The organism is Candidatus Phycosocius spiralis (assembly GCF_030158815.1).
Lineage (GTDB): Bacteria > Pseudomonadota > Alphaproteobacteria > Caulobacterales > Aquidulcibacteraceae > Aquidulcibacter > Aquidulcibacter spiralis.
In genome coordinates this window covers 170,971-197,316 of sequence record NZ_BPFZ01000004.1, presented here as the reverse complement: position 1 = coordinate 197,316, position 26,346 = coordinate 170,971, and the positions used below count along the sequence as shown (strand labels likewise).

25 protein-coding genes are annotated in these 26,346 nt (G+C 51.0%); 13 read left to right on the top strand and 12 right to left on the bottom strand.

What is annotated here, in order from left to right:
• Positions 1-532: 532 nt before the first annotated feature.
• From PsB1_RS04955 to PsB1_RS04940, 4 genes are all read right to left on the bottom strand, one after another.
• On the bottom strand, positions 533-1,681 hold the full coding sequence (locus tag PsB1_RS04955) for an AGE family epimerase/isomerase (RefSeq protein ID WP_284359464.1): 1,149 nt from the start codon (positions 1,679-1,681) through the stop codon (positions 533-535).
• Positions 1,674-2,906 (bottom strand): HAD-IIIA family hydrolase, encoded by a 1,233-nt coding sequence (locus tag PsB1_RS04950; RefSeq protein ID WP_284359463.1) that lies wholly within the window; start codon positions 2,904-2,906, stop codon positions 1,674-1,676. The genes PsB1_RS04955 and PsB1_RS04950 overlap by 8 nt, the downstream gene beginning before the upstream one ends.
• A gap of 408 nt (positions 2,907-3,314) precedes the next feature.
• The gene (locus PsB1_RS04945) at positions 3,315-4,502 is read right to left on the bottom strand and encodes a DegT/DnrJ/EryC1/StrS family aminotransferase (protein WP_284359462.1); all 1,188 of its coding nucleotides are present in this window, start codon (positions 4,500-4,502) and stop codon (positions 3,315-3,317) included.
• A gap of 126 nt (positions 4,503-4,628) precedes the next feature.
• A complete protein-coding gene (locus PsB1_RS04940) occupies positions 4,629-5,549 on the bottom strand; it encodes a Gfo/Idh/MocA family protein (protein WP_284359461.1) in 921 nt (306 codons plus the stop codon).
• A 387-nt stretch (positions 5,550-5,936) separates the two neighbouring features.
• Here PsB1_RS04940 and PsB1_RS04935 point away from each other — a divergent pair, with 387 nt between their 5' ends.
• The 3 genes from PsB1_RS04935 to PsB1_RS04925 all read left to right on the top strand — a co-directional run bounded on the left by PsB1_RS04935 (position 5,937) and on the right by PsB1_RS04925 (position 8,715).
• Positions 5,937-7,316 carry a leucyl aminopeptidase family protein gene (locus PsB1_RS04935; RefSeq protein WP_284359459.1) on the top strand — a complete coding sequence of 460 codons (1,380 nt, stop codon included), beginning with the start codon at positions 5,937-5,939 and terminating at the stop codon, positions 7,314-7,316.
• A gap of 135 nt (positions 7,317-7,451) precedes the next feature.
• Complete coding sequence (locus PsB1_RS04930; RefSeq protein WP_284359458.1) at positions 7,452-7,859, top strand: MarR family winged helix-turn-helix transcriptional regulator; 408 nt, start codon at positions 7,452-7,454, stop codon at positions 7,857-7,859.
• Positions 7,860-7,869: 10 nt separating this feature from the next.
• Complete coding sequence (locus PsB1_RS04925; RefSeq protein WP_284359456.1) at positions 7,870-8,715, top strand: C40 family peptidase; 846 nt, start codon at positions 7,870-7,872, stop codon at positions 8,713-8,715.
• A 49-nt stretch (positions 8,716-8,764) separates the two neighbouring features.
• On the opposite strand, the gene PsB1_RS04920 is transcribed toward PsB1_RS04925, so the two are convergent.
• The 7 genes from PsB1_RS04920 to PsB1_RS04890 form a co-directional block, all read right to left on the bottom strand.
• Positions 8,765-10,351: an ammonium transporter gene (locus PsB1_RS04920; RefSeq protein WP_284359455.1), complete on the bottom strand. Its 1,587-nt coding sequence runs from the start codon at positions 10,349-10,351 to the stop codon at positions 8,765-8,767.
• A 215-nt stretch (positions 10,352-10,566) separates the two neighbouring features.
• Entirely contained in the window at positions 10,567-11,520 is a 954-nt protein-coding gene (locus PsB1_RS04915; RefSeq protein ID WP_284359453.1) for a tyrosine recombinase XerC, read from the bottom strand.
• Complete coding sequence (locus tag PsB1_RS04910) at positions 11,517-12,209, bottom strand: DUF484 family protein (RefSeq protein WP_284359451.1); 693 nt, start codon at positions 12,207-12,209, stop codon at positions 11,517-11,519. Before PsB1_RS04910 ends, PsB1_RS04915 begins: the two co-directional genes overlap by 4 nt.
• A gap of 151 nt (positions 12,210-12,360) precedes the next feature.
• Positions 12,361-12,858 (bottom strand): RNA pyrophosphohydrolase, encoded by a 498-nt coding sequence (locus tag PsB1_RS04905; protein ID WP_284359450.1) that lies wholly within the window; start codon positions 12,856-12,858, stop codon positions 12,361-12,363.
• Positions 12,855-14,105 carry a divergent polysaccharide deacetylase family protein gene (locus PsB1_RS04900; protein WP_284359449.1) on the bottom strand — a complete coding sequence of 417 codons (1,251 nt, stop codon included), beginning with the start codon at positions 14,103-14,105 and terminating at the stop codon, positions 12,855-12,857. Before PsB1_RS04900 ends, PsB1_RS04905 begins: the two co-directional genes overlap by 4 nt.
• Positions 14,106-14,201: 96 nt before the next feature.
• Positions 14,202-15,128 (bottom strand): class I SAM-dependent methyltransferase, encoded by a 927-nt coding sequence (locus tag PsB1_RS04895; protein WP_284359446.1) that lies wholly within the window; start codon positions 15,126-15,128, stop codon positions 14,202-14,204.
• On the bottom strand, positions 15,129-15,938 hold the full coding sequence (locus PsB1_RS04890; RefSeq protein WP_284359445.1) for a TrmH family RNA methyltransferase: 810 nt from the start codon (positions 15,936-15,938) through the stop codon (positions 15,129-15,131).
• Between the two features lie 455 nt (positions 15,939-16,393).
• Here PsB1_RS04890 and PsB1_RS04885 point away from each other — a divergent pair, with 455 nt between their 5' ends.
• On the top strand, positions 16,394-17,116 hold the full coding sequence (locus PsB1_RS04885) for a helix-hairpin-helix domain-containing protein (protein ID WP_284359444.1): 723 nt from the start codon (positions 16,394-16,396) through the stop codon (positions 17,114-17,116).
• Between the two features lie 226 nt (positions 17,117-17,342).
• Here PsB1_RS04885 and leuC read toward each other — a convergent pair whose 3' ends face one another.
• Positions 17,343-18,752, bottom strand: a complete 1,410-nt coding sequence (gene leuC / locus PsB1_RS04880) for a 3-isopropylmalate dehydratase large subunit (protein ID WP_284359443.1) — start codon at positions 18,750-18,752, stop codon at positions 17,343-17,345.
• A 45-nt stretch (positions 18,753-18,797) separates the two neighbouring features.
• Between leuC and xth the strand changes: the two genes are divergently transcribed.
• The 9 genes from xth (at position 18,798) to PsB1_RS04835 (ending at position 26,341) form a co-directional block, all read left to right on the top strand.
• Positions 18,798-19,607: an exodeoxyribonuclease III gene (gene xth / locus PsB1_RS04875; RefSeq protein WP_284359441.1), complete on the top strand. Its 810-nt coding sequence runs from the start codon at positions 18,798-18,800 to the stop codon at positions 19,605-19,607.
• Between the two features lie 23 nt (positions 19,608-19,630).
• Positions 19,631-20,173, top strand: a complete 543-nt coding sequence (locus PsB1_RS04870) for a hypothetical protein (protein WP_284359440.1) — start codon at positions 19,631-19,633, stop codon at positions 20,171-20,173.
• Positions 20,174-20,211: 38 nt separating this feature from the next.
• Positions 20,212-20,817, top strand: a complete 606-nt coding sequence (gene leuD, locus PsB1_RS04865; RefSeq protein WP_284359439.1) for a 3-isopropylmalate dehydratase small subunit — start codon at positions 20,212-20,214, stop codon at positions 20,815-20,817.
• 70 nt (positions 20,818-20,887) lie between these two features.
• The gene (gene leuB / locus PsB1_RS04860) at positions 20,888-21,958 is read left to right on the top strand and encodes a 3-isopropylmalate dehydrogenase (protein ID WP_284359438.1); all 1,071 of its coding nucleotides are present in this window, start codon (positions 20,888-20,890) and stop codon (positions 21,956-21,958) included.
• 81 nt (positions 21,959-22,039) lie between these two features.
• Entirely contained in the window at positions 22,040-23,062 is a 1,023-nt protein-coding gene (locus PsB1_RS04855; protein WP_284359437.1) for a DUF2333 family protein, read from the top strand.
• A complete protein-coding gene (locus PsB1_RS04850) occupies positions 23,063-23,548 on the top strand; it encodes a universal stress protein (RefSeq protein WP_284359436.1) in 486 nt (161 codons plus the stop codon).
• A gap of 57 nt (positions 23,549-23,605) precedes the next feature.
• Entirely contained in the window at positions 23,606-24,184 is a 579-nt protein-coding gene (locus tag PsB1_RS04845) for a NifU family protein (RefSeq protein WP_284359470.1), read from the top strand.
• Between the two features lie 80 nt (positions 24,185-24,264).
• On the top strand, positions 24,265-24,936 hold the full coding sequence (locus PsB1_RS04840) for a GntR family transcriptional regulator (RefSeq protein ID WP_284359435.1): 672 nt from the start codon (positions 24,265-24,267) through the stop codon (positions 24,934-24,936).
• Between the two features lie 61 nt (positions 24,937-24,997).
• Positions 24,998-26,341 carry a transaminase gene (locus PsB1_RS04835; protein WP_284359433.1) on the top strand — a complete coding sequence of 448 codons (1,344 nt, stop codon included), beginning with the start codon at positions 24,998-25,000 and terminating at the stop codon, positions 26,339-26,341.
• Positions 26,342-26,346 lie beyond the last annotated feature (5 nt).

Here is a 26,346-nt window from a genome sequence, read left to right as displayed (position 1 = left end):
AGACGGCACTCAGGAGAAGCTTTTTTTAGAAGGTGGTCCTAAAGGTGAAAGCCTAACTGGACCTTGGGTAAGACCTGGGAAGCCACGCTTTTTATTGAAAGACATGGCAAGTGGCAAAGTGCTGGTTGAAAGCGCAGTTAAAGGGCCTGAATGTAAATAATAAATAAATTAAATTAAATCAATGTTTTGTGATTACCTAAAATCTAAATGTCTCAAATGTTCAGTTATAATGCCTGCATTAGACATAAATTAGGCCAGAAACTTGCTAAATCTTAGTAAGCTATGATTTGATTGTGTCCCTTGCAAACTGCAGACGCCAATGACGCCAACAAGGGCATTAGACAAAGCCTTTAGAGTACATGGCAGCATGCTACATCTCCATCCTATATTTGCATGGAGATGTGTCATCTTTAGTGCCTTGTTGAAGTGATGTTTAAGCATTTGAAAAGATGGCCCAGTTAACTGAAATGCGTTTAGACCAATCAGGACCAATTGCATCATGAGTTTGTTCGGTCGAACCATGCACACAAGACTAAGCATTACTCTCTAGAAGTTGGCTCACACGAAGAATTTCAGCAAAAGCCAAAAACACATGGTAGAGCGTGGATGTAGGAATTGGGCCTTGGCACGGGTTCCAGTCACTATCGTAGGCGTCAACCCAAGTCCCTTGTAAGTGAGTGTTTAAATGGTTTGAAAACAATAGATCAAGAGATTGGCCTATCGCACCTCTTGGATCTGTACCAAAGATTTCATAGGCTGCAATATGGGCTTTAATGCGCTCTGTATTTGGCCAAGTTCTAGATCCCTTATCCAATACCAAACCATCATTACGGACTTGATTATAGGTTGCAAAACTGATTGGATCAACTCCGTTAGCTTCAGCACTCATGATCAAAGCGCGTGTAGTTGCACGAGTATCAATAGCTAAAAGGCGATTGGCATTGCCTAAAATCCATGCCCACTCTAATTGATGACCCGGCTCGGTTATGCGCCCGCTCGAATTGTTGAGAGGAACCATGTCTTCATCAAAATACTCTGGAAGACGACCATTTGCTTGATCGAACAACTTTGTCTCAAACAGGGTGACAACTTTACGTGCCAAAGTCTCAAACCTAGGATGTGGCTGCGTATCAAGCCAGGCCAAAGCAGCTTCCAATAAATGCATATGCGGATTTTGCTGGCGAGGTCCAACAGCAGGCTTTTCATGCATAAAGCCGATGCCATTAGGGTGACGCATGTGCGCCTCTATAAATTCAACTGTCTTAAGCGCCCACGACAACACATCTTGTCGTCCGCTGGCCCTATGAAACCAAGCCAATGCAAACAAAGCAAACGCATTGTCATATAGATCAGGTGTTGGGTCCATGAGTTGGCCATCCGTCGTAACGCGTCGCGCCCAGCCACCCACCTCTCCCAGCCAAGCATGTTTAACCAAGAAATGAAAGCCATGCTCAGCTAAAGCCAGCCCAGGCTTCCAGCCTAAACAAAAGGCATGAGAAAAGACGTAAATTTGCCGACCAATAACACGTATTCGCTTAAAGCCCGGGTCGTCGGGGGTTCCATCTGCCTTAAGTCGCTCAGTATAGCCACCATGAACTCGATCAATACCCACATCGCCCCAAAGCGGCAGTGCTTGGTCAAACATCCAATTACGCACTTGGGTAACGTGTTTTTCAAACATCATTGTGCCCCCGAAACCCATCCCCAAGAGCGGATCTGACCAATTCAAGAAGATCAGATCCATCATAAAAATATGCTCGAACACCAGCTTTGTTGGCCGCTTCGATATCGCTTTGTTTGTCACCAATTAAAAAGCTCTTGGCCTTGTCATGTGGCCACTCATGCATGGCTTTAAGTAACATTCCAGGGTTGGGCTTTCGATCTGGATGGTCGAACGCGCGAAACCTCTCAATCACTGCCTCTGGGTGATATGGGCAGATATAGAAAGCATCGATATGGCCACCAGTCCGAGCAAGATCTTCTTGCATATGCTGATGAAAATGGCGCACCGCTTCAGGTGTGTACAGACCGCGTGCAATTCCGGCCTGATTTGTCACTACGATTGTGTAATAATTGGCATCATTCAGTGTACGGATCGCCTGTTTTGCATTGGGCATCCAAACTAAATCTTCTGGTCTGTGCGTATAACCATTATCCTGATTAAGTACGCCATCGCGGTCAAAAAAAGCGATCGGGCGACGCGTCCGCATGGGGATTTCCATACACGCCTGTGCATAGGTGTCTGGCAAACCAATATCGAGGAAATATCCTTCAAAAATCTGACCATCGATTGCCCATTGCTCCACCAATTGTGGGAAAATGTCTTGTTCTATGGAGCATGGGCCCTTAACCATATCAGCGACAGATTGCTCTAGCAGATATACCCCACCATTGATGGGCATTGGGCCTTTCAGATTTGTCTCTTTTTCAAGAAAGCCGCTGATACGCATGCCATCAAGCTGCACTGCACCATAACGTGAAGGATCCGAGACTTGCCGCAACGCCAGTCTTGCCTTCATTCCCGGACGTGGTGCAAGGGTAAGAGCACGCAGGTTAATTTCAAACAATGAATCACCATTGCCCATCAAGAACCAAGGATCCAATTGATCTTTTACCAGCGCAAGCGCACCTCCAGTCCCTTGCGGTTGCACCTCACGCATAACTTTGACTTCAGCCTCATAAAAGCGTCTGCCATGATAGGCAGCTTGCACTTCTTCTCCCAAATGCCCAGCTAATAAGATTAGATCAACAAAGCCTTGGCGGGCGGCCTCACCGAGAACATGATCAAGAAATCGAACCCCAGGCGCAATTTCAAGAAGCGGTTTGGGTGTATCAGCCGTCAACTTACCCAAGCGCGTGCCTTTACCACCAACTAAAAAGACTGCTTGTTTGATATATGGGGGCACGAAAGACACCGTAAGGCTTGAGGAGAATAGGTTCTGCTAAGCCAAACCAATGATGCTGTCAAAATTGGGCATACTTCCATCATATGCCTGTTAACATTAGATTGGTAAAGCCTCACAAATACGATAATGATTAAAGAGTGGGCGCTTATTTAGCTTCAAACTCTTATTGAAGCTTGCCAGCATTCCTGTTGGCAGATCTTGACAAACAGATGTTGATTTTTTTCAAGACGACAAAGCTACAGAGGTCTACGCGATCCTTTTTGTTTGCATTGGGACCAATAAAGGATCTTGATCCATGGTTTGGGATCGGTATTTTCTTGCTTCATCATTTCAATACAAGCCATGCCCTCATCCTGCCTAATACCCAAACTTTCGCGCTGAAAGATCATAAGGCCAAATATTTATGGTTTATGCGTGATTACGCCCGGCAAAATTGCGCACAGTTTCGATGATGTAATCTTGGGTCGCCTCATCCAAATCCGGGTACATAGGCAAGGAGATCACAAGATCTGATTTGGCTTCAGTCACTGGCAAGCCACCAGGACCGACAGGGAAGCGGCTATAAACGCCCTGCTTGTGAATTGGGATAGGATAATAGGCGGTGGTCGGCACGCCACAGGACTTGGCATAGGCTGCTAGGCCGTCACGGTTTGGGATTTCAATAGTGTATTGCGCCCAAGTGGATACGCCGCCCTCAATCACATTTGGAACAACAACACAATCGCCTAATAATTGATTGTATCGCTTCGCAATCCGGTTACGCGCATCGATTTCTTCAGCGAATACTGCAAGCTTTTCAAGCAGGATCGCGGCTTGAACAGTATCGAGGCGCGAATTCATCCCGATGCGCATGTTTAGATATTTTGGGTCGTGGTTAATGGTTTTGCCCGCAAGATCACTTTTGGTCGCCTTACCATGCACACGCAGCGAATCCATTATCTCCCAAAGCCCATAATCATGGGTGAGCACACCACCCCCATCACCATAACAGCCCAAGGGCTTAGCCGGAAAAAAGCTGGTGGTAGTTACATCGGCCCAATGAATAGGATGTTGGGCATGAAGGGTGCAACCAAAGCCTTGCGCGGAATCGGCGATTAGCTTGAGACCATATTTTTGAGCAAGGGCAGAGATTGCAGGATAATTGGCAGGTTGGCCAAAAAGATCGACTGCGATGATAACTCTGGGCCTTAACGTTCCTTGCGCCAACACAGCCTCAATTGTGGCTTCCAAATGCACAGGATCAAGGTTGTAGGTCACAGGATCCACATCGACAAAGACGGGGGTCGCTCCTAACCATGGTACCACCTCTGCGGTGGAGGCAAAGGTAAAACTTGGACAAAAGATAGCATCACCAGTGCGGATGTGCCACGCCATCAATGGCAAGACCAATGCATCTGTCCCATTGGCGCATGATAAAGCATATTTCGATTGACCAAACGCCGCCAAAGCTGCTTCAAAGGTTTGGACTTGTGGACCCATGATATAGGCACCGCTATTGATAACCCCCATCACGGCGTCGTCAATCCGAGTGCCAAGCCTGCGGCGCTGGGCCAAAAGATCTATAAAGCCAATGGGTGGTCGGTGGCTCTTGGTCATGGTCTCGTACACTTAGTCCCAAACGAATGCTCATAGTGGATGCATAAAGTGCATAGGCGATCGGATTGGAGATTACTGCAAGACAATACAGAAAACGTGATCACTTTTGGCAACCAAGAGCGACAATCAGGTGCGCGTGGCATGATCAATTGCTTCAGCGATCCGAACAGCAGCTGCCCCATCTAGTCCCGAAATTGAGACCTGACGCTCATTTAAAATAGCAGCAATAAAGTCTGTAGTGGCGGCATCCATCGGATCAGGAATCCGTGATGCAAAGTCAGAGTACAGACCGAAGCTAGGTTCGTCTTTGAACCTTTTGGCGATAAAGTCGATCTCGACCACCCCTTTGTGGTAACCAATCATCATGCGACGATCGCGTTCTTCGGCTACGCGACTGGCGAGAAATCGCGCTTGACCGCCACCCTTAAAGGTCAAAACAGCTTCGACCGTGTCAGGGTTTTCAGGCCTGCCGACCAAGCGTTGCGCCCTGATGTCCATTGGCTCTGACCGAAATAGGAGACGTGCTACATCAATATCATGGATCATCAGATCCAAAGTCACAGACACATCAGCCCCGCGATTACTGGGTAAGCCAATACGCGTTGCCTCCATGAATTGCGGTTGTTCTTTAACCTCAAACAATCCCATCGCGGTAAATATATAGCGCTCTTGGTGGCCGGCCTGAAGAATTACACCGCGGTATGCGGCATGTTGGCACAAAATATCCGCATCCGCTGATGTTGCCGCCAAAGGCTTTTCGACTAAACAATGCTTGCCAGCATCGATTGCAGCGCGGGCAACCCCTCCATGGGCAACAGCCGGGGTTGCAACGACGAGCGCATCAACTTCCCCTAATATGGCCGATAGGCTAATAAAAGCACGACTGCCCATTTCGCGTGCCAAGGCTTCTGCCCGCTCTTGGTGCAAGTCAAAAATGCCAACCAAAGTCGCGCGCGGGTTTGAAATGATTTTTTTCGCGTGATTACGGCCAAAAACGCCTGCCCCAGCAACCCCGATCCGGACTTTTTTGTTTGAAAGTTGAGTCACTTTATTCGCCTTCAATAAAGGGGCGCGCGGGGTACCTGTGAGTTGTCGCTACTGTGCTTCTAACCTGTCTGCAACCCACAAGCTTTCACTCAAAGCTTAAATTTGACGGTCATTGCTTGGTTTCGGCTTGGACAGAATCTCTGGTGCCGATTTGCTCCACCACATCCGACCAAATGCCATCAACTTGATTGGTTTGCAAGGTCGCCATGATCCAATGTTGATCCCGCTACCCCATTTAGTCTTGCGTACACGGACTAAGTGTCCTAACCTCGTATTCAATTAGGTTATATCTGCAGCCTTAGCACCATCACTTTTGCCTTAGCTAGGATCTGAGAAACGAGCTTCTGTTTCGGTATAAATGGGTGCATATTCACCTAAAGACGTATCATGCACATCAATATCGCACCACCTGATGCCCCATCCATTCCTATCTATGCCATCTCCGCTAAGGATTGGCCTAACTATTTGGACGGCAAGGCCATTGGGCAGGCGGTTTGGGCCTCCAGCCATGATTTTAAAGCACAAGCTGGACGCGTTTTGTTACTCCCCGCTCCGGATGGTTCATTAGAACGAGTGTTATTGGGGCTTGGACCCGTGCCCAGTCCTGCTTTCTATGGTGCCTTGGCGGCCAAGCTTCCAGTTGGTGATTACCATATTGCAACCCCTGTCAACAAGGAACAGGGACATGCGATTATGGTTTCCTATCTCTTGGGAACCTATGTCTATAATAGATATAAGGCCAAAGAGGTCCGCGCCGCACGACTGGTGCCCCCTTTTGGGGCGGACAGCCAAGCTGCTTCGATCACTGTATCTGCTGTTGAGTTGGGCCGCGACCTTGTGAACACGCCACCCAATGACATGGGCCCAGATGCACTAGAGGCAGCCGCCCTGACCCTCGCTCAGCAGCATGGGGCAGAAATTGAAGTGATCCGTGGTGGGGAGCTGGTCGCGCAGAATTACCCCCTGATCCATGCAGTAGGGCGCGCCTCTGCACAAGAGCCACGATTGGTCATTTTAAGGCTTGGTCGTCCTGATGCGCCGCGGGTAGGCCTGATTGGAAAGGGTGTGACCTTTGATACCGGGGGCCTTAATTTAAAGACCGGCTCAAGCATGGCATTGATGAAGAAGGATATGGGCGGGGCGGCCTGTGTTTTTGCCCTCTTTTCAGCTTTGGCTCAAGCCAGACTAGACATTCACCTATCTATTTATATCCCGATTGTTGAAAATTCGCTTGGCTCACAATCGTTTCGGCCCAGTGATGTGCTCGTGGCACGTAATGGTTTGAGCATCGAAATTGACAATACTGATGCTGAAGGTCGGTTGATTCTAGCCGATGCCATAAGCCGGGCGCGCGAAGACGGCAATCAATTGTTGATCGATATGGCGACTTTAACTGGAGCGGCGAGGGTCGCACTTGGGCCTGAAGTGCCGCCATTTTTTACAGAAGATGAGACCCTTGCCCAAGATCTCAGTGAAGCAGCAGCCTTAACCCATGACCCTCTTTGGCGTTTGCCATTATGGCGGCCTTATGAAGATGATTTGGAAAGCCCTATTGCCGACCTAAAAAATTCGGGTGGCCCGTTTGCGGGGGCCATCAATGGCGCACTTTTCTTATCAAAGTTTGTGACATGCGCAGATCATTACCCTAGTTGGGTTCATGTAGATGTTTATTGTTGGAATCCCAAGGATAAGCCTGGTCGACCTATGGGCGGGGAAGTTCATGCAGTGCGTGCGGTCGAAGCCATGTTACGGAAAAGATTCGGCTAAATGATACTTTTGGTGCCTCTTTCAGACTTGGGCTGAAGAAACCCGGTGGGAGGACTCTTTTCCAATTTCGCAAATCGATTCACCACGAGGCTTATTGCTTCGCGTTATCATCGCACAACGCCATTGGGGTCGGTTTTGGATCAGTTTGCAGGACTTGATAAACAAGCACTCAGTTTATGGCTGGACGTCACATCGCGGTCCGTTCAAGCCGATGGCCCTGATTTAACAGCACGTCAAACCGCTTTGATGCTCACGGTTTATTTGGAAGTAGGCCCTCATACGGTGCGATCGCTGGCGCATAAATTGGGCGTTGGAAAGCCCGCCATTGTGCGAGCTATTGATACATTAGGTGATGCGGGCCTTGTGACACGGGTTCCTGACCCACATGATCGGCGCAGCGTGTTCGTGATCGGCACCCAAAACGGGGCCAGCCGTCTTTCGACTTACGCTGCCAGTATTGCACGCACGATTGCTGATATCGCAAAACTTGATCTTCACGTGACAGAAACAAGCTTTAGCGCACGTGATCACCAACTCGCCTAATGCAAAAGAGATGAGACTTGACCCAAACCTAAACCCCTTCCGCCCCGACCTTGCGGCGGTGAAGTTAAAAGGTTTGGTTAGTGCCGATCACTATGTTGAGCCTACCTTGTTTCAAGTGAGTGCCGCCGTAGCGCCCTTGCGTAAAGTGGGTGCCCCAGATGGGGAGCAGATAAACCAAGCCCTGCATGGGGATATGATTGAGATCTATGAAGAGCGCGATGGCTTTGGCTGGGGGCAGATGCGCAGCGATGGCTATGTTGGCTGGCTGGATATGGAAGCTTTATCTGCCCCTGTTTTGCCCGTTACAGCAAAAGTCCAAGTCCTTCGCACTTATGCTTTGAGTGCGCCTTCAGTCCGCGCCGCACCCCATTTCCTTTTAAGCTTGGGTGCGCAGGTCACAGAACTTGGCCGCGAAGAAAACGGCTTTGTGGAGACTGCACGGGCTGGCTGGGTTTACGCTGCCCATTTAGCGCCATTGCGTGCATGTGCATCTGATCCTGTGGCGGTCGCAGAGCAATTTCTCCATGCGCCCTACCAATGGGGCGGCGTAGAGAGCTTGGGGCTTGATTGCTCAGGCTTGATCCAAACTGCTTTCAAAGCGGCAGGTATCACAATGCCACGCGATTCTTATATGCAGCGTGAAATTGGCCATGAAGTCGCTTGGGATGCCAGCCTTCAGGGCCTTATGCGCGGTGACATTGTGTGTTGGAATGGCCATGTCGCCCTAATGACTAGCCCCACCGATATAATCCACGCCAATGGCTTTCATATGCAAGTGGTGCGAGAGCCTTTGGCACATGCTGAAGCCAGGATCGCGGCAAGCTATGGTTCGATCATCACCATTCGTCGGCTATAAAAAAGGGCGGCCGAAACCGCCCCCCGTTAAACGCACTCTAAATTGCAGCTTAAAGATGATAAGCGCGCTCACCATGCTCTGCAATATCCAAACCTTCCTCTTGATCGTCTAAAGATGCCTTTAGGCCAATGGTATATTTTATCACTGCAAAGACGATGGCAGAGGCTGTGCCAGACCAAGCTATGGTAACCAGCACACCTTTGAGTTGGCTTATCACTTGGGTACCCATATCGTAAGTCACCGCTGGACACACGGCCAAGATCTTGCCGGATTCGTCGAAGCAAGTGGTGTAATCGACGATCCCTGCCCCACCAAGTGCGGGCGAAACCACAATCCCAGTTCCAATCGCACCGATGATGCCGCCAATGGCATGTATGCCAAAGGCGTCCAAGCTATCATCATATTTCAAAGCTGACTTGACGATGGAGCAGAAGAATATACAGGCAGGCGATACCACAAGACCCAAAATCAAGGCACCCATTGGCCCAGCAAAGCCTGCTGCGGGGGTGACTGCGACCAAGCCTGCAACAATGCCAGATGCAAGGCCCAGCATGGATGGGCGCTTGCGTGTAACCCACTCATAAATGACCCAGCTTAAGCCCGCGGCAGCCGTAGCGATAAAGGTATTAGCCATGGCTAGAACCGCGTAATAGTTCGATTCAAGGTTTGAACCAGCATTGAAGCCGAACCAGCCAACCCACAATAAACCAGCACCAATGAAGGTCATCACTAAGGAATGAGGCGGCATGGGCTCATTTCGGTATCCAGAGCGAGCTCCCAAGATGATACACCCAACCAAGGCTGCAATTCCGGCATTGATATGCACGACCGTACCGCCCGCAAAATCAAGCGCACCAAAGCCCCAGATCAAGCCCGTTGTGAATGTGTCACCTTGCGCCGAAGCTGCGGCCAAACTGTCTGGGCCAGGCCACCACCAAACCATGTGCGCGATGGGATAATAGGACAATAGGGGCCATAAAACAGCAAATAAAACCACGGCGGCAAACTTCATCCGCTCGGCAACACCTCCTAAGACCAGCGCGGCTGTGATGGCTGCGAAAGTCATTTGGAAGACCACAAACACAAGTTCTGGTAGATAAACGCCGGTTGAAAATGTCGCAACCAGTGCTGGATTACCATCGCCATCAAGACCAGAACCCTTTAAGAACAAACGGTCAAGGCCACCTATAAAACTGTCAAGGCCGCCACCTGATGTAAACGACAGACTATAGCCCCACACCATCCAAGCAATCATGCCAATCACCATGACCGTAGAAACTTGCATCAGCATGGAGAGCATATTCTTCGCCCGCACCAAACCACCATAAAATAAAGCTAGCCCTGGAACGATCATCAATAGGACCAGTAGGGTTGATACCATCATCCAGGTTACATCACCCTTATCCACGACTTTCAGGGGCAATGTTGCAACGAGTTTGGCGGCGGCTGCTGCTTCTGCTGCTGCGGGTGCTGGTACTGCTGCAACATTATTTGCCCCATCCTGAGCAAACACAGGTGAGGCCAACCCACTAGCAAAAATAAAAATCAATGCTGCAAGGACTGTTAGGCCTGCTCGTACGCGCGCTTGTAAGCTATGCTTCAGTCGCGTGCATCTTATTTTACGTGTCCCGTCCATCGTGCTCCCCACAAGGTGTGAACCGAGGCTAACATTAACCCAGTCTCATCCAAGCTAGGGTTAGAATTTGGGCTGTTATGAGCAAGTATGTGTCTGCGGCCACGGGCATCTCACGGCGAAGAGCATAAAATTTAAGCACACATTATCTTAATTGCTCTTTGAAGTAGCATATTATTGGCTTGAAATCGGCGTGGGTAACTTTGTTAGGATGTGGCCTAAGCGCGTGGGTGGGCGCGGGCAAAAACGGCGAGCATTTGACTGGAGTCAACATCCATATAACGCTGGGTGGTAGATAGCGACGCATGACCCAATAATTCTTGAATGGATCGAAGGTCACCCCCTGATTGAAGCAAATGGGTGGCGAAGGCATGGCGCATAGCGTGTGGTGTTGCGCTTTCGGCTAAACCTAATTGGCCCCGCATCCGGACCATGCTTGCTTGTACGATACGCGCGCGCAGCGGCCCACCACGGACGCCACGAAATAACGGACCATCGCCTTGAAGGACAAAAGGGCAAACAGTCACATAAGCGGTCACGGCATCGCGTGCAGCAGGCAAAGTCGGGACAAGGCGGGTCTTCTGGCCCTTTCCTACAATTCGCAAAGTAGGTGGCAAGTCTTTATGCATGCCCGTTAGACTTAAAACTTCAGATATCCGCAATCCACAGCCATATAGCAAGGTAAGGACTGCGGCGTCTCGTGCGCCGACCCAAGATGAATCATTGTCCTGAGCCAAATCTATCAATTCAAACGCAGCCTCTGGGGATACAGCACGCGGGATTGGGGGTTTAATCTTAGGACCACTAACTGCGCGAATGCTGGTGTTGATCAGGCCCCTACGCCGATCTAAAAAGCTAAAAAAGGATCTCAGGCTGGCTATAACACGCGCTACAGAACGGTCGCTTAATGGGGATTCCCCAGCACGTCGTCGCGCCAGATAAGCACGAATATCACCAGCTGTGAGTTGGGCTAGTGCGTGAAGATTTAACGCCTCACCGCGATGGTTAACCAAGAATGAGAAAAATGCGTCGACATCTTGTTGATAGGCTAGGCTTGTGTGGTCGGATAAGCGGCGCTCATGTTTTAGCCAAAGCAGCCAGTCTCGTCGTGCTTGGCAAAGTGGGTCGTCTGCAGCGGTGCTGCGATCATGAGGATCGCTGGTTTGTGTCACAATAATCCGCTGGAGGCAAAGCGGCTCAACACACGCTCTAAAACACGGGCAAAAAACATCACCAGTTCTCCACCATGTTCGGGGCGAAAAGCGTCAATATCACGACTGGCGATCGCTAAAACGGCTAAGCGCCGATTGGGCCCAAATTCAAGGCGTGCAAGAACTTCAGAGCGCAAGTGTGCAGCCTGGTCGCCATAAAGCCATGTCCGTGTGTGCTCGATCGGTCCTAAAAGCGTTGGTTGACTGGCGGGAACCAAGCGTTCGATGGCCGAACCTGCTTTGTCAAGGGCTTGGCTATTGATATCCGAATCAGAGACAGCCAAAATGCAAACATCTGAAGCTAAGGCGAACGCGACATGTCCGGTAAGTCGCTCATTCAGATCATCAGGATCATGGCTGTCAAGCACTGCCAAAATGGCTTCTTGAACACGGATCTGCGCTTCATAATTAGCGCGCGCCGTCTCAACAATTGCTGAAAAGCGCGACCGCGCGGAGCGGGTCTCCCGCAGCATACGCTCACGCGCTAGATCGCCAATCGCAATCACATTTCCCGAACTTGGTTCGCTAGCGATACAGGTCAGTAATTCGGCATCATTGCGGATAAAACCGGGGTTTTGCATCAAGAAATCACGAACGAGATCTAGGTCGAAACCAGGTTCAGCGAATAATGTAGCATCTTGATAAGCCATAGGGGGGCGGGATCCTAGTCAAGGTTGATTGGAAAGCCATTATGGAGTCAACAAGGTGAACACACGGTTACACAAATGGAGACAATACAGCTTTTTTTACATCGATCGCTGCTTTAACCAACAGGACTGGTCAGCCAGTTGAAGGGCTGATTTAAGCCGCTGCTAAATGCGCAAATTCTTGCGCTACTTGGCTATATACATGGCGTTTAAATGGTACGACCAGTTCAGGTAGGGCTTCCAAACGCTCCCAACGCCACGCATCAAATTCAATATGCTTATGGGCATTGAGCTTCACATCTCGATCCGAACCCAAAAAGCGAAAAGCATACCAGATTTGGGCTTGGCCTTTATTGAGGCGCATTTTGCCGCGTTGCATTTCGGCTGGAAAGTCATAGGTCAGCCAATGGTTCGTGTGTCCTATGACGGACACCAAACTCGGCCCAATGCCGGTTTCTTCTCCTAGCTCACGTAGGGCAGCAGCCTGCACATCCTCATGACGGTCAATGCCCCCTTGGGGAGCTTGCCACGCATATTGACCGTTGAAACCACGCCGTTTGCCAATCCAAACCAAGCCCCGCATGTCAAAAAGCAATAAGCCAACATTGGGTCGATAGCCTTGTGGGGGTTGGGGAAAAATCGTAGGATTCATGTAATGAGCGCCGAGGCAGGTGCAAGGATCAACCCCCGTCGGGGAAGGTCTTTCGCCCATCGTCCTATCTGGTCTATGGTTACGCTATAGGCAACTCCAAACCCAAGTGCAGACTTTTTTTGAGCGGCCATCGCTTCTAAAGCCCCCAATTGTGCGGCAATATCCTCGCTGGATGGTCGTTGATCGATCAAACGGTCGGCTTGAACGGTGCGTAAACCGGCCGCCGTCGCGGCAACACCGAGCTGTGCTGAGGAGCCGTCGCCGATAAAGGCAATGCCGCGGGACTTAAGTTCGCGCATGAATTTTGTCGTGGGATCCGTGGCGGTCGCAAATTTAGCTCCCAAATAATGCGTGACACCATAATAGCCCGCAGCCCGCGACAGTAAATAGGTTAGTTTTCTTTGATTTTCGTCAGCTGATGCCGTGGTTAACAAGGTATTGGGACCTGGATCATTATCGGGGTAGTCAAATGGCTCCATCGGAATTTCAATCAAAACTTCATGGCCCTTGGCCCGCGCGCGATCGATCCATCCCTGCAAATTACTGGCACTCGCGACAAAAGACAAAGTTACTTCGCTCGGCAAATCATCAATCGCACGCTGAGTGATGCGGGCATTTAAGCCCAAACCCCCAACCACCAATGCTACTTTTGGTTTCTCCGTCGCAGAAAACGGTTTTTTATAGACGTCAAAAACCGTGCGATTGCCCGGTCCTATAATCGGTATCAACCCACCAACCGATTGTTGATGCATGCCAGGTGCAGGGGCTTGGTTGAGTGGGGCGCTGGCTGGCGCGCGAAATGCTTTGCCCTCTACTTTGCCAAATTCAGGGGCCTTCACCGGTCCAAAATCTGCACTTTGGGGTATTTGGCCTGAAGAAGCTGTTTTAGCGCCACCCACAATGTCTGGCACCCCGCGTTCAATTGCTTCATCGTTAGCATTTGGGTTGGTTGGTGGTGGGGTACCAGGTAGCCAAGGTGAGGTTGTGCCTTCTCCTGTGCGCCAAGGTATCATCGCCGACTTTTCTTCCAGCTTATCGGCTTCCTCACCATCTTCAACCTTGGCTTTGGTGGGGTCATATTTGGGAACCACAACCGTGACCGAAGGTTCAGCATCCTTTTCAGTACCATAAAACTGTATCGAGCCTGCAACTACGCCACAAACTAAACATATTACAAGCAGACCTAAGCTTGCATGCTTAAGCCCAAGCATCATTGGCTTCGCGGTTATTGTCTTAGAGGCTGCCATGGTGCCAAGTGGTCCGTTCTGACAAATTAACTGCGCTGTGTCGGTTAATGATTCAAAAACATAGCAGCTCCAAAGCTGAAATTCTCATGAGTTCCCTTAGCTGTTAGCAGACCACCGGGCATAAATCGCAGTGGGCAACAAACGGTTGGAGTTTTGCTCAGCTATGGCCATTTCACCCGCTTCACGGTGTCCAGAGCGGGTGCCCAATGCGGCCTCAAGGCTATTATCTAGGGCAAGGAAACTTAGCCTTACTGCATAAACAGTCGCAACTAAAAAAAGAGCATCTTCTGCAAGCAATTGCGAGCAGGCCGCCAACAACCGATTGAGCCCCTCTTCAAGCTTCCAAATCTCACCTGTTGGCCCACGACCATGTTTCGGGGGATCCAAAATAATCCCGTGATAATGATTGCCACGGCGAACTTCGCGTTCTACGAATTTTAGGGCGTCATCAAGGATCCAGCGAATGGGCTTATCCTCTAAACCGGCCAGAGTTTGATTGTCGCGGGCAAAGCCTATGGCCTTTTTCGATGCATCAACATGGGTCACGCTCGCACCGGCTTTGGCACATACCAAGCTTGCCAGCCCCGTATAGCCGAACAAATTCAAAATATTGGGTGGCTCCCCCTTTGGCGCTTGCTTGACGCGGGCTTCAATCCGATCGCGACACCAGCGCCAATGAACCGATTGTTCTGGGAAAAGCCCAAGATGGCGAAAGGGTGTGCAGCGCGCGTGAAAACGAATACCCCCCCACGAAATCGCCCATGTTTCTGGTACACGCCGCACAAAGCGCCATCGACCCATTTCTTCAGTTTCTTGACCTGTAAATGCTGCGTCATACCGCCATTCCTGATCAGGCAAGCGCTTGGGCCATAACGCCTGACTATCTGGGCGTACAAAGAGATAAGGTCCAAAGCGCTCAAGTTTCTGGCCGTTTCCAGAATCGATCAATGCGTAATCTGTCCAGTCTTCGGCAACCAGAACTGGGGCCATAAGTGGCGGACTAATATTAAGATTTTTGGCCATTTAATCACGCGCCCCGAAAAAGTCTTTTTGTCGCCAAATCTCATAAGCGGTCACGGCGGTCGCGATCGCAAGGTTTAAACTATCTGCCCGACCTGACATCGGAAGTCTTACGAGGCCATCACATGCTTGCGCCCAAGAATCCGGGAGGCCCGATTGTTCATTACCCATCAACAATACCGTCTTTGTGCCAAAATCCGTGTCCGTGTGACGTTGAGAGCCCTTAAGTGAAGTGCCAACCAACTTAAATCCGAAATCCTTGCGCCACATATTAAACGAGGCGAAGTCTGATTTGCTGATTGGGGTCGAAAATACTGAGCCCATGCTGGCCCGCACCGCCTCGACTGAGAATGGGTCACAACTTTCTTCCAATAGCACAATCCCACCCCCCCCGATGCAATCGAGAGTTCGCATAATCGTTCCTAAATTACCTGGATCTCTGATGCGTTCGAGGGCGATGATGAAAGGTGCATCCATAAGTGAACTGAGTGAGCTTAATCTTTGCTGAAACAAGCCAATGACCGATTGCGCATTATCGCGCTTGGCAACAGCTTCAAGAACCCGATCGGTCACGCGCGCAACACGTGCGCCTACATCCAATGCCTTTTGAGCCAAAGCCTGTACGGCTAGGCGCGTTTCGGCAGCCCCTGAAAACAATAAGGCTTCAAGCTGCCACCCTTGGTCCAGCCCTTCGCCAACATGGCGTGCCCCTTCGGCCAGGAATAAACCAGTTTCGCTGCGAGTCTTTTTGCGATCAAGCGACTTAGCGAGTTTGATCAAACTATTGTGTGTGCTGCTTACATCATCAATCATTGCTAACTCTTAGCGCTAGTTTGGATCAATGGGAGGGTGTGAGCGGTAAATAGCTGTGTTTTCTCGCGCGTGACGCGAGTAGGCTTACGTCGGCGACGTCGTGACCCGATCTGAGGGCGATAGCGCGTGCTTTGCGGGGAAATGGCCTCTGATTATGATTTACGGCTGTTTTATGGGTGCAGCCCATTGATCTTGGACTGTTAAATCCAGAAGCCTAGCTTGCAAGAGGCAAGATGGGGTACAAGAAACGTGATGTTGAATAACAAAGGCGATGATTTGTCTTGGTCCAAACCATAAATCATGGCCTTAACATGCTTGGATTTGCCGCAGGGTGCGCGCGCTCAAATTATTATAAAGACGCCTATCAAAATCTTAAGTCATTGGGTCAATTCGGAGATATAAAAGCATGATATACAAGAGCATCCACGATATCATTACAAGACAGGAACCTTAACATGTTTGTGTTCAGCCAAACCTTGATCCTCATTCTTCTGGCTGCGGCATCTGGTGCGCTCGTATCTTGGGTGATTACGCGATACACAAGTCCATGTGATGCATTACGCGAACAGATCAAAGCATTGAGTACTCAGCGCGATGAACTTGTGTGGACACTTGAGGTCAGGGCAGGGCCTGATGCGCATACAGTCGCAGCAAGCCGCCGCATCGTGGCTTTAGAAAGAGAGCTGGCTAATGTGCGGGCACGCGCCGACACTCTGGCAGCTGCCTATGCTAAACTCCTTGCGGCTCAGCCCCACAATGATCAACCAACCAACCCTTTAACCAATGACCTCATAACCGACATTAGCCAACAAGATTCAAGCGATCTTGCCTTTGTAAACAAGGGATTTTTGCGATCCCCCTTGGCAGAATTATCGCCCGCAGCATTAAAAGAAGCAGTCAAACAAGCAGGCGTTGGCACACCACCACAGCGCATTTTACCGCCTTCAAAGCCAGATGATTTAACCTTGATAACAGGCGTTGGCCCAATGAATAAAGCTTGGCTACATGCACAAGGCATTTATTTTTTGAATCAGATTGCCAACCTCTCAATCGAGGAGCTGGCTTGGCTTTCAAACCGTTTACCCGCTTTTGGAGCGCGTGTTTATCGCGAAAACTGGATCGCACAGGCCTGCAAACTTGCAAATGAAGTGTCAGAGCCGAGCCATAAGCAAGATTGATGTGGCCCTTTCGGGTTTATGGTAAGCCAATCGTTTGCATCAACGCGCTAAGCCCACCAATTCTCTGATTATGGGTTCAAACCACAATCTTGTGCCTGTCTTGGGTGTTTTGTATGGCAATGCTTTGGTGCAGCTCCTGTCTGCCCCAAAGGTGTGTCTAGGTCCCTGCTCTAAGGATAACTGGCCAACTCAACGCCAATAGGCCATTATCACACAAAAATCAGCGCTAAATCAACGTGCGCACATCGGTCAGCCGACCTGTTAAAGCCGCCGCTGCGGCCATCGCAGGGGATAATAGATGGGTACGCCCATCACGGCCTTGGCGGCCTTCAAAATTGCGATTTGAGGTCGATGCACAACGCTCAAAAGGATCTAAGCGATCAGGATTCATGCCCAAACACATAGAGCATCCTGGCTCTCGCCATTCAAAACCGGCCTCACGAAAGATGACGTCAAGACCTTCTTCTTCGGCCTGATAGCGGACGAGGCCAGAGCCTGGCACAATCATAGCGCGCACGCCATCTGCCACCTTTTTGCCGCGAACAAGTCCTGCCACGACGCGCAAATCCTCAATTCTGGAGTTGGTACATGATCCAATAAAAACGCGTTGCACCTCCAGATCCGTCATTTTCTGACCGGGCTCAATGCCCATGTAAGTCAATGAACGCATTGCGGTTTCGCGCTGAACCGGGTCAGCGATGAGATCAGGATCTGGGGCCACTGCATCGATGGCGATAACCTGTTCGGGGCTTGTACCCCAAGTCACAAGTGGCGGTATAGAGGCAGCTGGAATGGTGATGACTTCATCAAACACCGCGTCATCGTCGCTATAAAGGGTTTGCCAGAATGCGATGGCTTGCTCCCAAGCCCCAGCCTTGGGGGCTGAGGGCCGACCTTTCAAATAGTCAAACGTGATCTGATCTGGGGCGATCAGCCCGGCGCGTGCACCCGCTTCAATCGCCATATTGCACAATGTCATCCGCCCTTCGGCAGAAAGGGCGCGAATGGCAGTACCGCGATATTCAATGACGTGGCCAGTGCCACCCGCTGTACCAATCCGCTTACAAATGGCCAAGGCAAGGTCTTTTGCGCCGACACCGGGGGCCAATTCACCATCGACGACAACCGCCATGTTTTTCATTTTGCGGGCACGCAGGGTCTGGGTAGCCAACACATGCTCAACTTCACTCGTGCCAATGCCATGCGCCAGTGCCCCGAAAGCGCCATGGGTGGAGGTATGGCTGTCCCCACACACAATTGTCATGCCAGGTTGGGTGCGGCCTTGCTCTGGGCCGACAACATGGACAATGCCATTGCGAATTTCGCCCATTGGGAAAAACTCAATCCCATGCTGGGCGACGTTTTTGGCAAGGGTTTGTAATTGCAGGCGGGCTTGGGGGTCTTGAACACCGTCTATGCCATCGGCTTGATTTTGGGTTGGTGTATTATGGTCGGCCACGGCGAGGGTAAGGTCAGGGCGGCGCACAGGCCGACCTGCCGCTTCCAAGCCTGCAAAAGCCTGCGGCGTTGTGACCTCATGGATGAGATGGAGGTCAATATAAAGAAGCGAGACACCATCATCGGCTGTGCCAATGACGTGGTTCTCCCAAATTTTGTCATAAAGAGTTTTTCCCATACACGACGCTTTAGCGCACTTTCCTCTTTCGCCCAAGTCGCTTAAATGTCTGGGATGACGCGCCTATCAATCGCTACTTGGAATATCAATTCGGTTCGCCTGCGCGCGGGCTTGATACAACGCTTTGTAGAAGAGCGCCGCCCGGATATCGTGTGCTTGCAGGAGATTAAATGTCGCAATGGTGAGTTTCCGACCCATGTCTTTACCCAAATGGGCTTTCCTCACCTCCATATTCGCGGCCAAAAAGGCTGGCACGGGGTGGCCATCGCCTCCCGCTTTGCGTTGGAAGAAATATCAGAGCCAGATTTTTGCCCCCAGCAAGAAGCCCGCGTTGCGGCGGTTCGTGTAAAGGGCATCACGCTGCATAACCTCTATGTGCCCGCAGGCGGCGATGAGCCCGATACCCAGATCAATCCAAAATTTGCCCATAAACTGGCATTTTTAGCGCGTATGGAAGCCTATTATGCAGCCCACCCAACCAACGAGCCCTTGGTGCTTGTTGGTGACTTAAATGTAGCGCCAGGCGAACATGATGTTTGGGGACATAAGCAATTATTGAATGTCGTCAGCCACACCCCGGTTGAGACTCAAGCTTTAGACAAGGTCATGGCCCGTGGGGGCTTTATCGATCTGGCACGCATAGCGGTTCCGCCAAGTGAAAAGCTGTTTTCTTGGTGGAGTTATCGCTCGCCCGACTGGACCAAAAACGACCGTGGGCGCAGACTGGACCATATCTGGGCTAATAGAGAGCTTGCAAAACAGTTTGATGCTGATAGCTTTTCCATCCACAAGAATGCGCGTGCATGGGAGAAGCCCAGCGATCATGTTCCCGTGATGGCCCACTTTGACATTTAAACTTAACCGAGGCTTATGGTAAAATGGCAGGGCAAAGAAGATCCGGATTGGTGGTGCCTTTAATGATCATTGGCGCAACCCTATTTGCGCTTGGCACCTATCGGTCGCTCAAGCCAGAACAGGCGCAGGTCAATCAGGGGTTCGTGGCATCGGATCAGAAACCCAGCGATGCAGACAAAGCTGATGCCGCAGAGCTTGCAGCACAAGCAGCGCCCGAAGCTGACACCCAATCGCCCAGCCAATTTCAGCTTTCAGTCACAAAAGCACCTTGGGTCAAGGATTTGTTGATTGGGGCGCTCGGCGAATTTGACCTTGCCGTGGTCCGTAGTCTGCAAAAGCAACAAGCCGCAGGTGAAATGAATTGCAGCCCGGTGCTGACAGGGCTGGCGCAACCGGAGATCAAAAAACTTGAGGAGGTGATCTGTACCGCCAAGGACGGCAATATTCTAAAAGCAAGTTTTGATGGGAGTGAGCATGGAACCCTCGAGATCAAATCCCCAGAGGGTGATGTCGTCACCATCGAAAAATCAGAAACGGACTTAAGGATTTCTGCTGAGGGACCATAAGGTAAGGTCAGCCAGCATCTAGAGGATTTTCATTAGCCATGAAGAAATTTTCACGTCTTTTAGCCCATGCCGCTCCCTTGCCGATTGCCAATATCGATACAGACCAGATCATCCCTAAACAATATCTTTCGACAATTGAGCGTAGTGGACTGTCCAAGGGGCTGTTTTTCGATATGCGGTTTTTGCCAGATGGCACTGCAAACCCTGATTTTGTTCTCAATAAACCAGCCTATCAGGGCGCTGAAATCTTAATTGCCGGGCCCAACTTTGGCTGTGGGTCATCGCGTGAACATGCGCCTTGGGCCTTGTTGGATTACGGTATTCAATGCGTGATTTCAGCCTCCTTTGCGGACATATTTTTCAACAATTGCTTCAAGAATGGGGTGCTGCCCTTAGTTCTAGCGCCTGAAGTCGTGGATAAATTGATGGGCCAAGCCAACGGCCAAAACGCCCGCTTTGAAATTGATCTAGAACGCCAAACCCTAACCGCGCCGGACGGTGTCACCCATCATTTTGACATTGACCTTGGTCGCAAAAAGTCCTTGCTCGAAGGGCTAGACGAAATTGGTCAGAGCCTGGTCCATGATGATCAAATTAGTGATTATGAGCACAAGCGCAAACTGATGACGCCTTGGTTAGGCTAAGGCGGGCAAGCTTCCAATTGCCGATGAAATCGCCCGTGACAGGAAGCGCATTCAAAGTTAAGGCCGCGGCATGACCAAAAAACTCCTTCTTTTGCCGGGCGACGGCATTGGCCCTGAAGTCCTCGGCCAAGTCGAACGCCTTTTGGCCCATTTAACCAGCTACCAAGGTTTAGACCTTACAATCGAAACGGCCCTATTTGGTGGGGCAAGCATTGATGCATGCGGCCAACCCATAACCGATGCTGTTGTAGCCCAAGCCAAAGCCAGTGATGCAGTTTTGCTGGGCGCTGTAGGTGGTCCACAATGGGTTGATGTTGCACGTGATCTGCGCCCGGAAATGGGGCTTTTGCGGCTACGCAAGGAGATGGATGTTTTTGCCAATTTGCGCCCGGCCATTTGTTTTGAATCCCTTGCTGATGCATCGGGACTTAAGCGGCATTTGGTGGCAGGTCTTGATATCGTCTTTGTACGCGAGCTCACGGGTGGGGTGTATTTTGGTACGCCCCGGGGGATTGAGACGCTCTCCGACGGTTCAAGACGCGGCTTTGATAATCAGGTCTATACCAGTCATGAAATCCGCCGTGTCGCTAAAGTTGCTTTTGAGCTTGCGCGCCAACGTGCCAACAAGGTGACGAGTTTGGAAAAGTCCAATGTGATGGAATCGGGGCTGTTATGGCGCCAAGAAGTGACAGCTTTGCACGCCGAACACTATAGCGATGTGACGCTCGAACATATGTATGCGGATAATGCCGCCATGCAAATGGTACGGGCGCCCCAGCAGTTTGATGTGTTATTGACCGACAATCTATTCGGCGACGTTTTGTCGGATTTAGCCGCCGCGTGCACGGGTTCAATCGGGCTTTTGCCATCCGCCGCACTTGGAAACCCCGGAACACCAGGCCTTTATGAGCCTATACATGGGTCAGCACCCGATATTGCCGGAACCGGCAAGGCCAATCCGATTGCCGCCATTTTGTCGCTTGAAATGGCGTTGCGCTGGTCATTAGACGAGCTCAAGCTTGCCGACCGGGTGTTTGAGGCGGTTAAAAGTGCCCTTAATCAAGGGGCCAGAACAGCGGACTTGGGTGGCGATCTTTCAACAGAGGCTATGGGTGATGCCATCCTTCATGCCCTAGGATGAAGGATCATGCGTCAGCTATGCTTGCCATCAGTGCTATAGAAGCCCATGATATAATCATCGCTCGAATGCTTGGAGGGATTGATGGATTTAGGTCAACGCGTGCGCCATACGATTGCTGGGTTGAGGCGTGCTATGACACCTCGTGAAGCGGTCGATCCATTGACACAGCCCAAGGCACCCGCAAGGCCGCAACATGTCCTCCAATGGCAGCCTTGGCTGGTCGTGTTGGTCGTAGCACTGGTTCCGATTTATTATGTGTCCGGGGCGGTCTTAACCCACCGGATTAATGATGATTTGAACTTTAAAGCACAAGAGCCTGCACCACAGGGCTCCAAAACCATCGCCTTGATGGCTGGCTTGATCGATCGGGAGATTAACCATACGGCTTGGGCCCCCAATATCCAGCCGTTTCAACCAGCAGCACTGTTACGCTTTGGCGGCAATATGGCCAATTTCCAGTCCGGCATGATCAAAGCCTTGTCGAATGTGACCTTCGAAATCGAAAGCTATATTGGCCGCTCGCGGGGTACCTCTGCTGCCGATCTAGATTTAGGGCGCGCCCGTCAAGGCCTTTCACGCCAGCCTGACACCTGGCTCTTAGACCCATGGCCAACATCTTCCGCCGATCAGGAATACCGAAAGGCGCGCACGGCACTTCTCGCCTATAATGCGCGCATTGCCTCTGGAAATGCGGTTTTTGATGTGCGCGCAGATAATCTCCAAGCCCTGTTAACGCGATCGGCATTAGATCTCGGTTCTTCGTCGGATTTACTTGAAAAGCAGATTGATGCCGGACGAAAGGTTTGGATTGATCGACGTGCAGATAAGCTTTTCTATTTCGTCAAAGGCCAATCCTATGCATATTACATGATTCTCTCGGCATTACGCGATGATTTTAAGGCTGTGATCACTGAGCGCCGGGTCGGTGCCATATATGATGCAATGCTCGCTGATTTAGCATCCAGTGCGAGTATGGCCCCGATGATCGTTCAAAATGGGTCACCCAATGGGGTACTTTTGCCAAACCATCTTTCAACTGAGGGTTTCTATTTATTGCGTGCGCGCGCTAAATTGCGCGAAATCACTGATATTTTGCAGCGCTGAATGGACCTTCAAGTGGGTGAAAGAAAACTGCTTTGTATTGCTGATGACAGCCCAGAATGTCGCGCTGCTGTCTATTTTGGTGCGCGACGTGCGGCCAATACCCATGCCATTTTGACGATTTTAAGAGTAATTGAGCCTCTAGACCCTGGTCTGTGGTCAGCCATGGGTGAAGCGATGCGCGATCGGATGCGCAATGAAGCTTTCGATGATTTACAAGGCCTGGCAGAAGTTGCTCAACAAGCCACGGGGATTACACCAGAGCTTGTAGTTAAAGAGGGGATTTTAGACCAAGCAATCCGAGCATACATTGATACAACCCCCAGCGTCAAAACCTTGCTACTGGCAGCAGCATCTGGGCGTGGTGGGCCAGGTCCATTAGTGGCGGCGGCGATGCGTGGCGGATTTGGCTTTGGCCTGCGCGCAGTTGCCATCATGATCGTACCAGCTGGCTTAAGCGATGCTGATTTGAGCGAACTGGCAAGCTAGAGAGGAACAAGCGCACAGGGCGTTGAATTTATGCCAATCTGGGACCATAGTAAGACTATGTTCATTCAAACCGAAGCCACTCCCAATCCGCAGACTTTAAAATTTATACCCGGTCGCGATGTGCATCCCCCAGGTGCGCTTGAGTTTAGCGATCCAAAAGCGGCGGCGGCGTCCCCGTTCGCGGCTGCACTTTTTAAGATAGAAGGCGTGCGGCGGGTGTTTTTTGGGCCCGACTTTATCACCGTGACCAAAGATGGGGCTTATGAGTGGCCGCATTTAAAGCCCTCTTTACTTGGTGCGATCATGGATAGCTTCGTATCAGGTATTCCGGTGATGACAGGTGATGATGCGAGCGCGGCCCCAGCACCTTCAGCTGCGACCCATTATAGCGGCGATACAGCCCAAATTGTGCGCGAAATAGAGGAATTATTGGCTACCCGCGTGCGCCCAGCCGTTGCCCAAGACGGTGGTGACATTGATTTTGATCGCTTTGAGCCTGATACAGGCACGGTTTACTTGCGTATGCGTGGCTCTTGCTCTGGCTGTCCATCCTCAACAATTACGCTCAAGCAGGGCATCGAAAGCATGCTGAAGCATTATGTCCCAGAAGTGGTGCGTGTCGAGCAAGCCCTTTAGTTTGATCCCCCGATGGATGACGATCCCTTTCCTGCTCAGTGCCCCAACTTGAGTTTCCTTCATGATAATGGATCCTCGCCATGACCAGCCATGACATCCAAGATCTTGACCGAGTTGACCGCGCTGCACCGCTACACGAAGCCATTTATCAAGAATTGCGTGCCAGATTGTCACGTGGGGCGATGGCCCCGGGTGAAAGCCTTAGTCTGAGATCCCTTGCAGCCGAACTGGGCGGTAGCGTGACGCCGGTCCGCGACGCAGTTTGGCGCTTAACCGCAGAACAGGCACTCACGATCGGAGAAACCCGGCGTATCAGTGTACCTGAAATGGATCGGGGTGACATTCTTGAACTCATGCGGGCGCGCACCTTGTTGGAGCCTGAAGCCGCAGCGCGTGCCTTGCCCTTTCTGGACGAACACCATCGCGTCGCTATGCGCGCTGCCAACGAAGCCATGAATTTATCCTTACGCCAAGGCGATGTCGTAGGTTATATGGCCAACAATCATGCCTTTCATTTTAGCCTGTATCGCGCTCGACCCTCAATCGTACTTGTGGCGATGATCGAAAACATCTGGGTGCGATTTGGACCCTTTATGCGCCTAATGTATCCAGGCGCGGTCATGGCAAAAGACCTCTCAGACCGTCACGGCGACGCCCTATTAGCGCTTGAAGCCGGGGACGAAGCTGGGCTTCGTGCCGCGATTTCCGCAGATATACAAGATGGCTTAGATTGGATGCTGACGCGCATTTAACTCCAGTTTGGGCTTGACCAACCCCTCCGTAAGAACGTTATAACAGTTTCTGAGGTGGAATGTGTCTATCAATAGGGATAAACTGAATGAGTTTTTGGTGCGCGAACGCGATGTCTATCGTCAACAGCGGCCCAAAAGTGCAGCACGGGCGCAGCACAATAACGGGTTTTTTGGATCTGTGCCCCAACATTGGATGCTCGACTGGCCAACGCCATTTCCGCTAATCCTTGATCACGCCAAAGGGACTAGCCTGACCGATCTGGACGGCAACACCATGATCGATTTGTGCTTGGGCGATAGCGGGGCGATGTTTGGCCATAATCCCGAGCCAATTAGCCAAGCCTTGATACGCCAATCACGCCGTGGCCTAACCACAATGTTACCTTCCAATGAGGTTGCGGAGGTTGGGCAACTCTTACAAGAGAGGTTCGGTTTACCTTATTGGCAAGTCACGCTTTGTGCATCAGACGCCAACAGATTTGCACTTCGCGCCGCTCGCGCCATCACCAAAAGGCAAAAAATACTGGTATTTGATGGCTGCTACCATGGTGCGGTGGATGAAACTGCTGTTGCTTATGTGGATGGGCAAACGCGGGCAAAGCCCAGCTTGTGGGGTCAGGCCTATGATTTAGCCAAGGTGTCACGCTGTATTCCCTTTAACGATATGGCCATCCTAGAAGCAGCCTTGGTGCCGCGCGATATTGCCTGCGTGATCATGGAGCCAGCTTTGACCAATTGTGGCATGATTGCCCCCTTGCCCGGATTTTTAGACACTGTGCGCAGGCTTAGCCGGGAAAACGGTAGTTTGCTTTTGATGGATGAGACCCACACCTTATCGACAGGCCCTGGCGGCTGGACCAAGACCTATGGACTTGATCCTGATATTTGGGTAGCAGGTAAAGCCGTTGCTGGGGGCGTTCCCTCTGGCCTTTGGGGCTTTACCGAAGCTGTTAAGGGCGGCTTGGACAAGGTTCGGGCCGAATGGCCACCTGGCCATTCTGGCGTGGGGACAACACTGTCAGGTTCACCGCTGCAAATGGCTGCCCTACACGCGTGCCTCAAAGACGTTATGACGCCGGCCACTTACGCCTCCATGATTGACTCTGCCAAGGCGCTTGAAGCAGGCATTTTAAAAGTCATTCAAGATTTCAAGTTGCCTTGGTCTGTCATTCGTTTAGGCGCACGTTTGGAAACCGTATTTGCACCCACCCTACCGACCAACGCAGCAGACATGCGTGCCACTTTTGATAAAAACCTAGAAGCGGGCATTCATCTGGGCCTGCTTAACCGAGGATTTCTTGTTACGCCGTTCCATAACATGGTGTTGGCGGGCCCTGACCTACCCAAGCATGCGCCAAACAGCTATTCTAATGCCTTAACCTCCATCATAAGCCAGATCATTTAGCAATC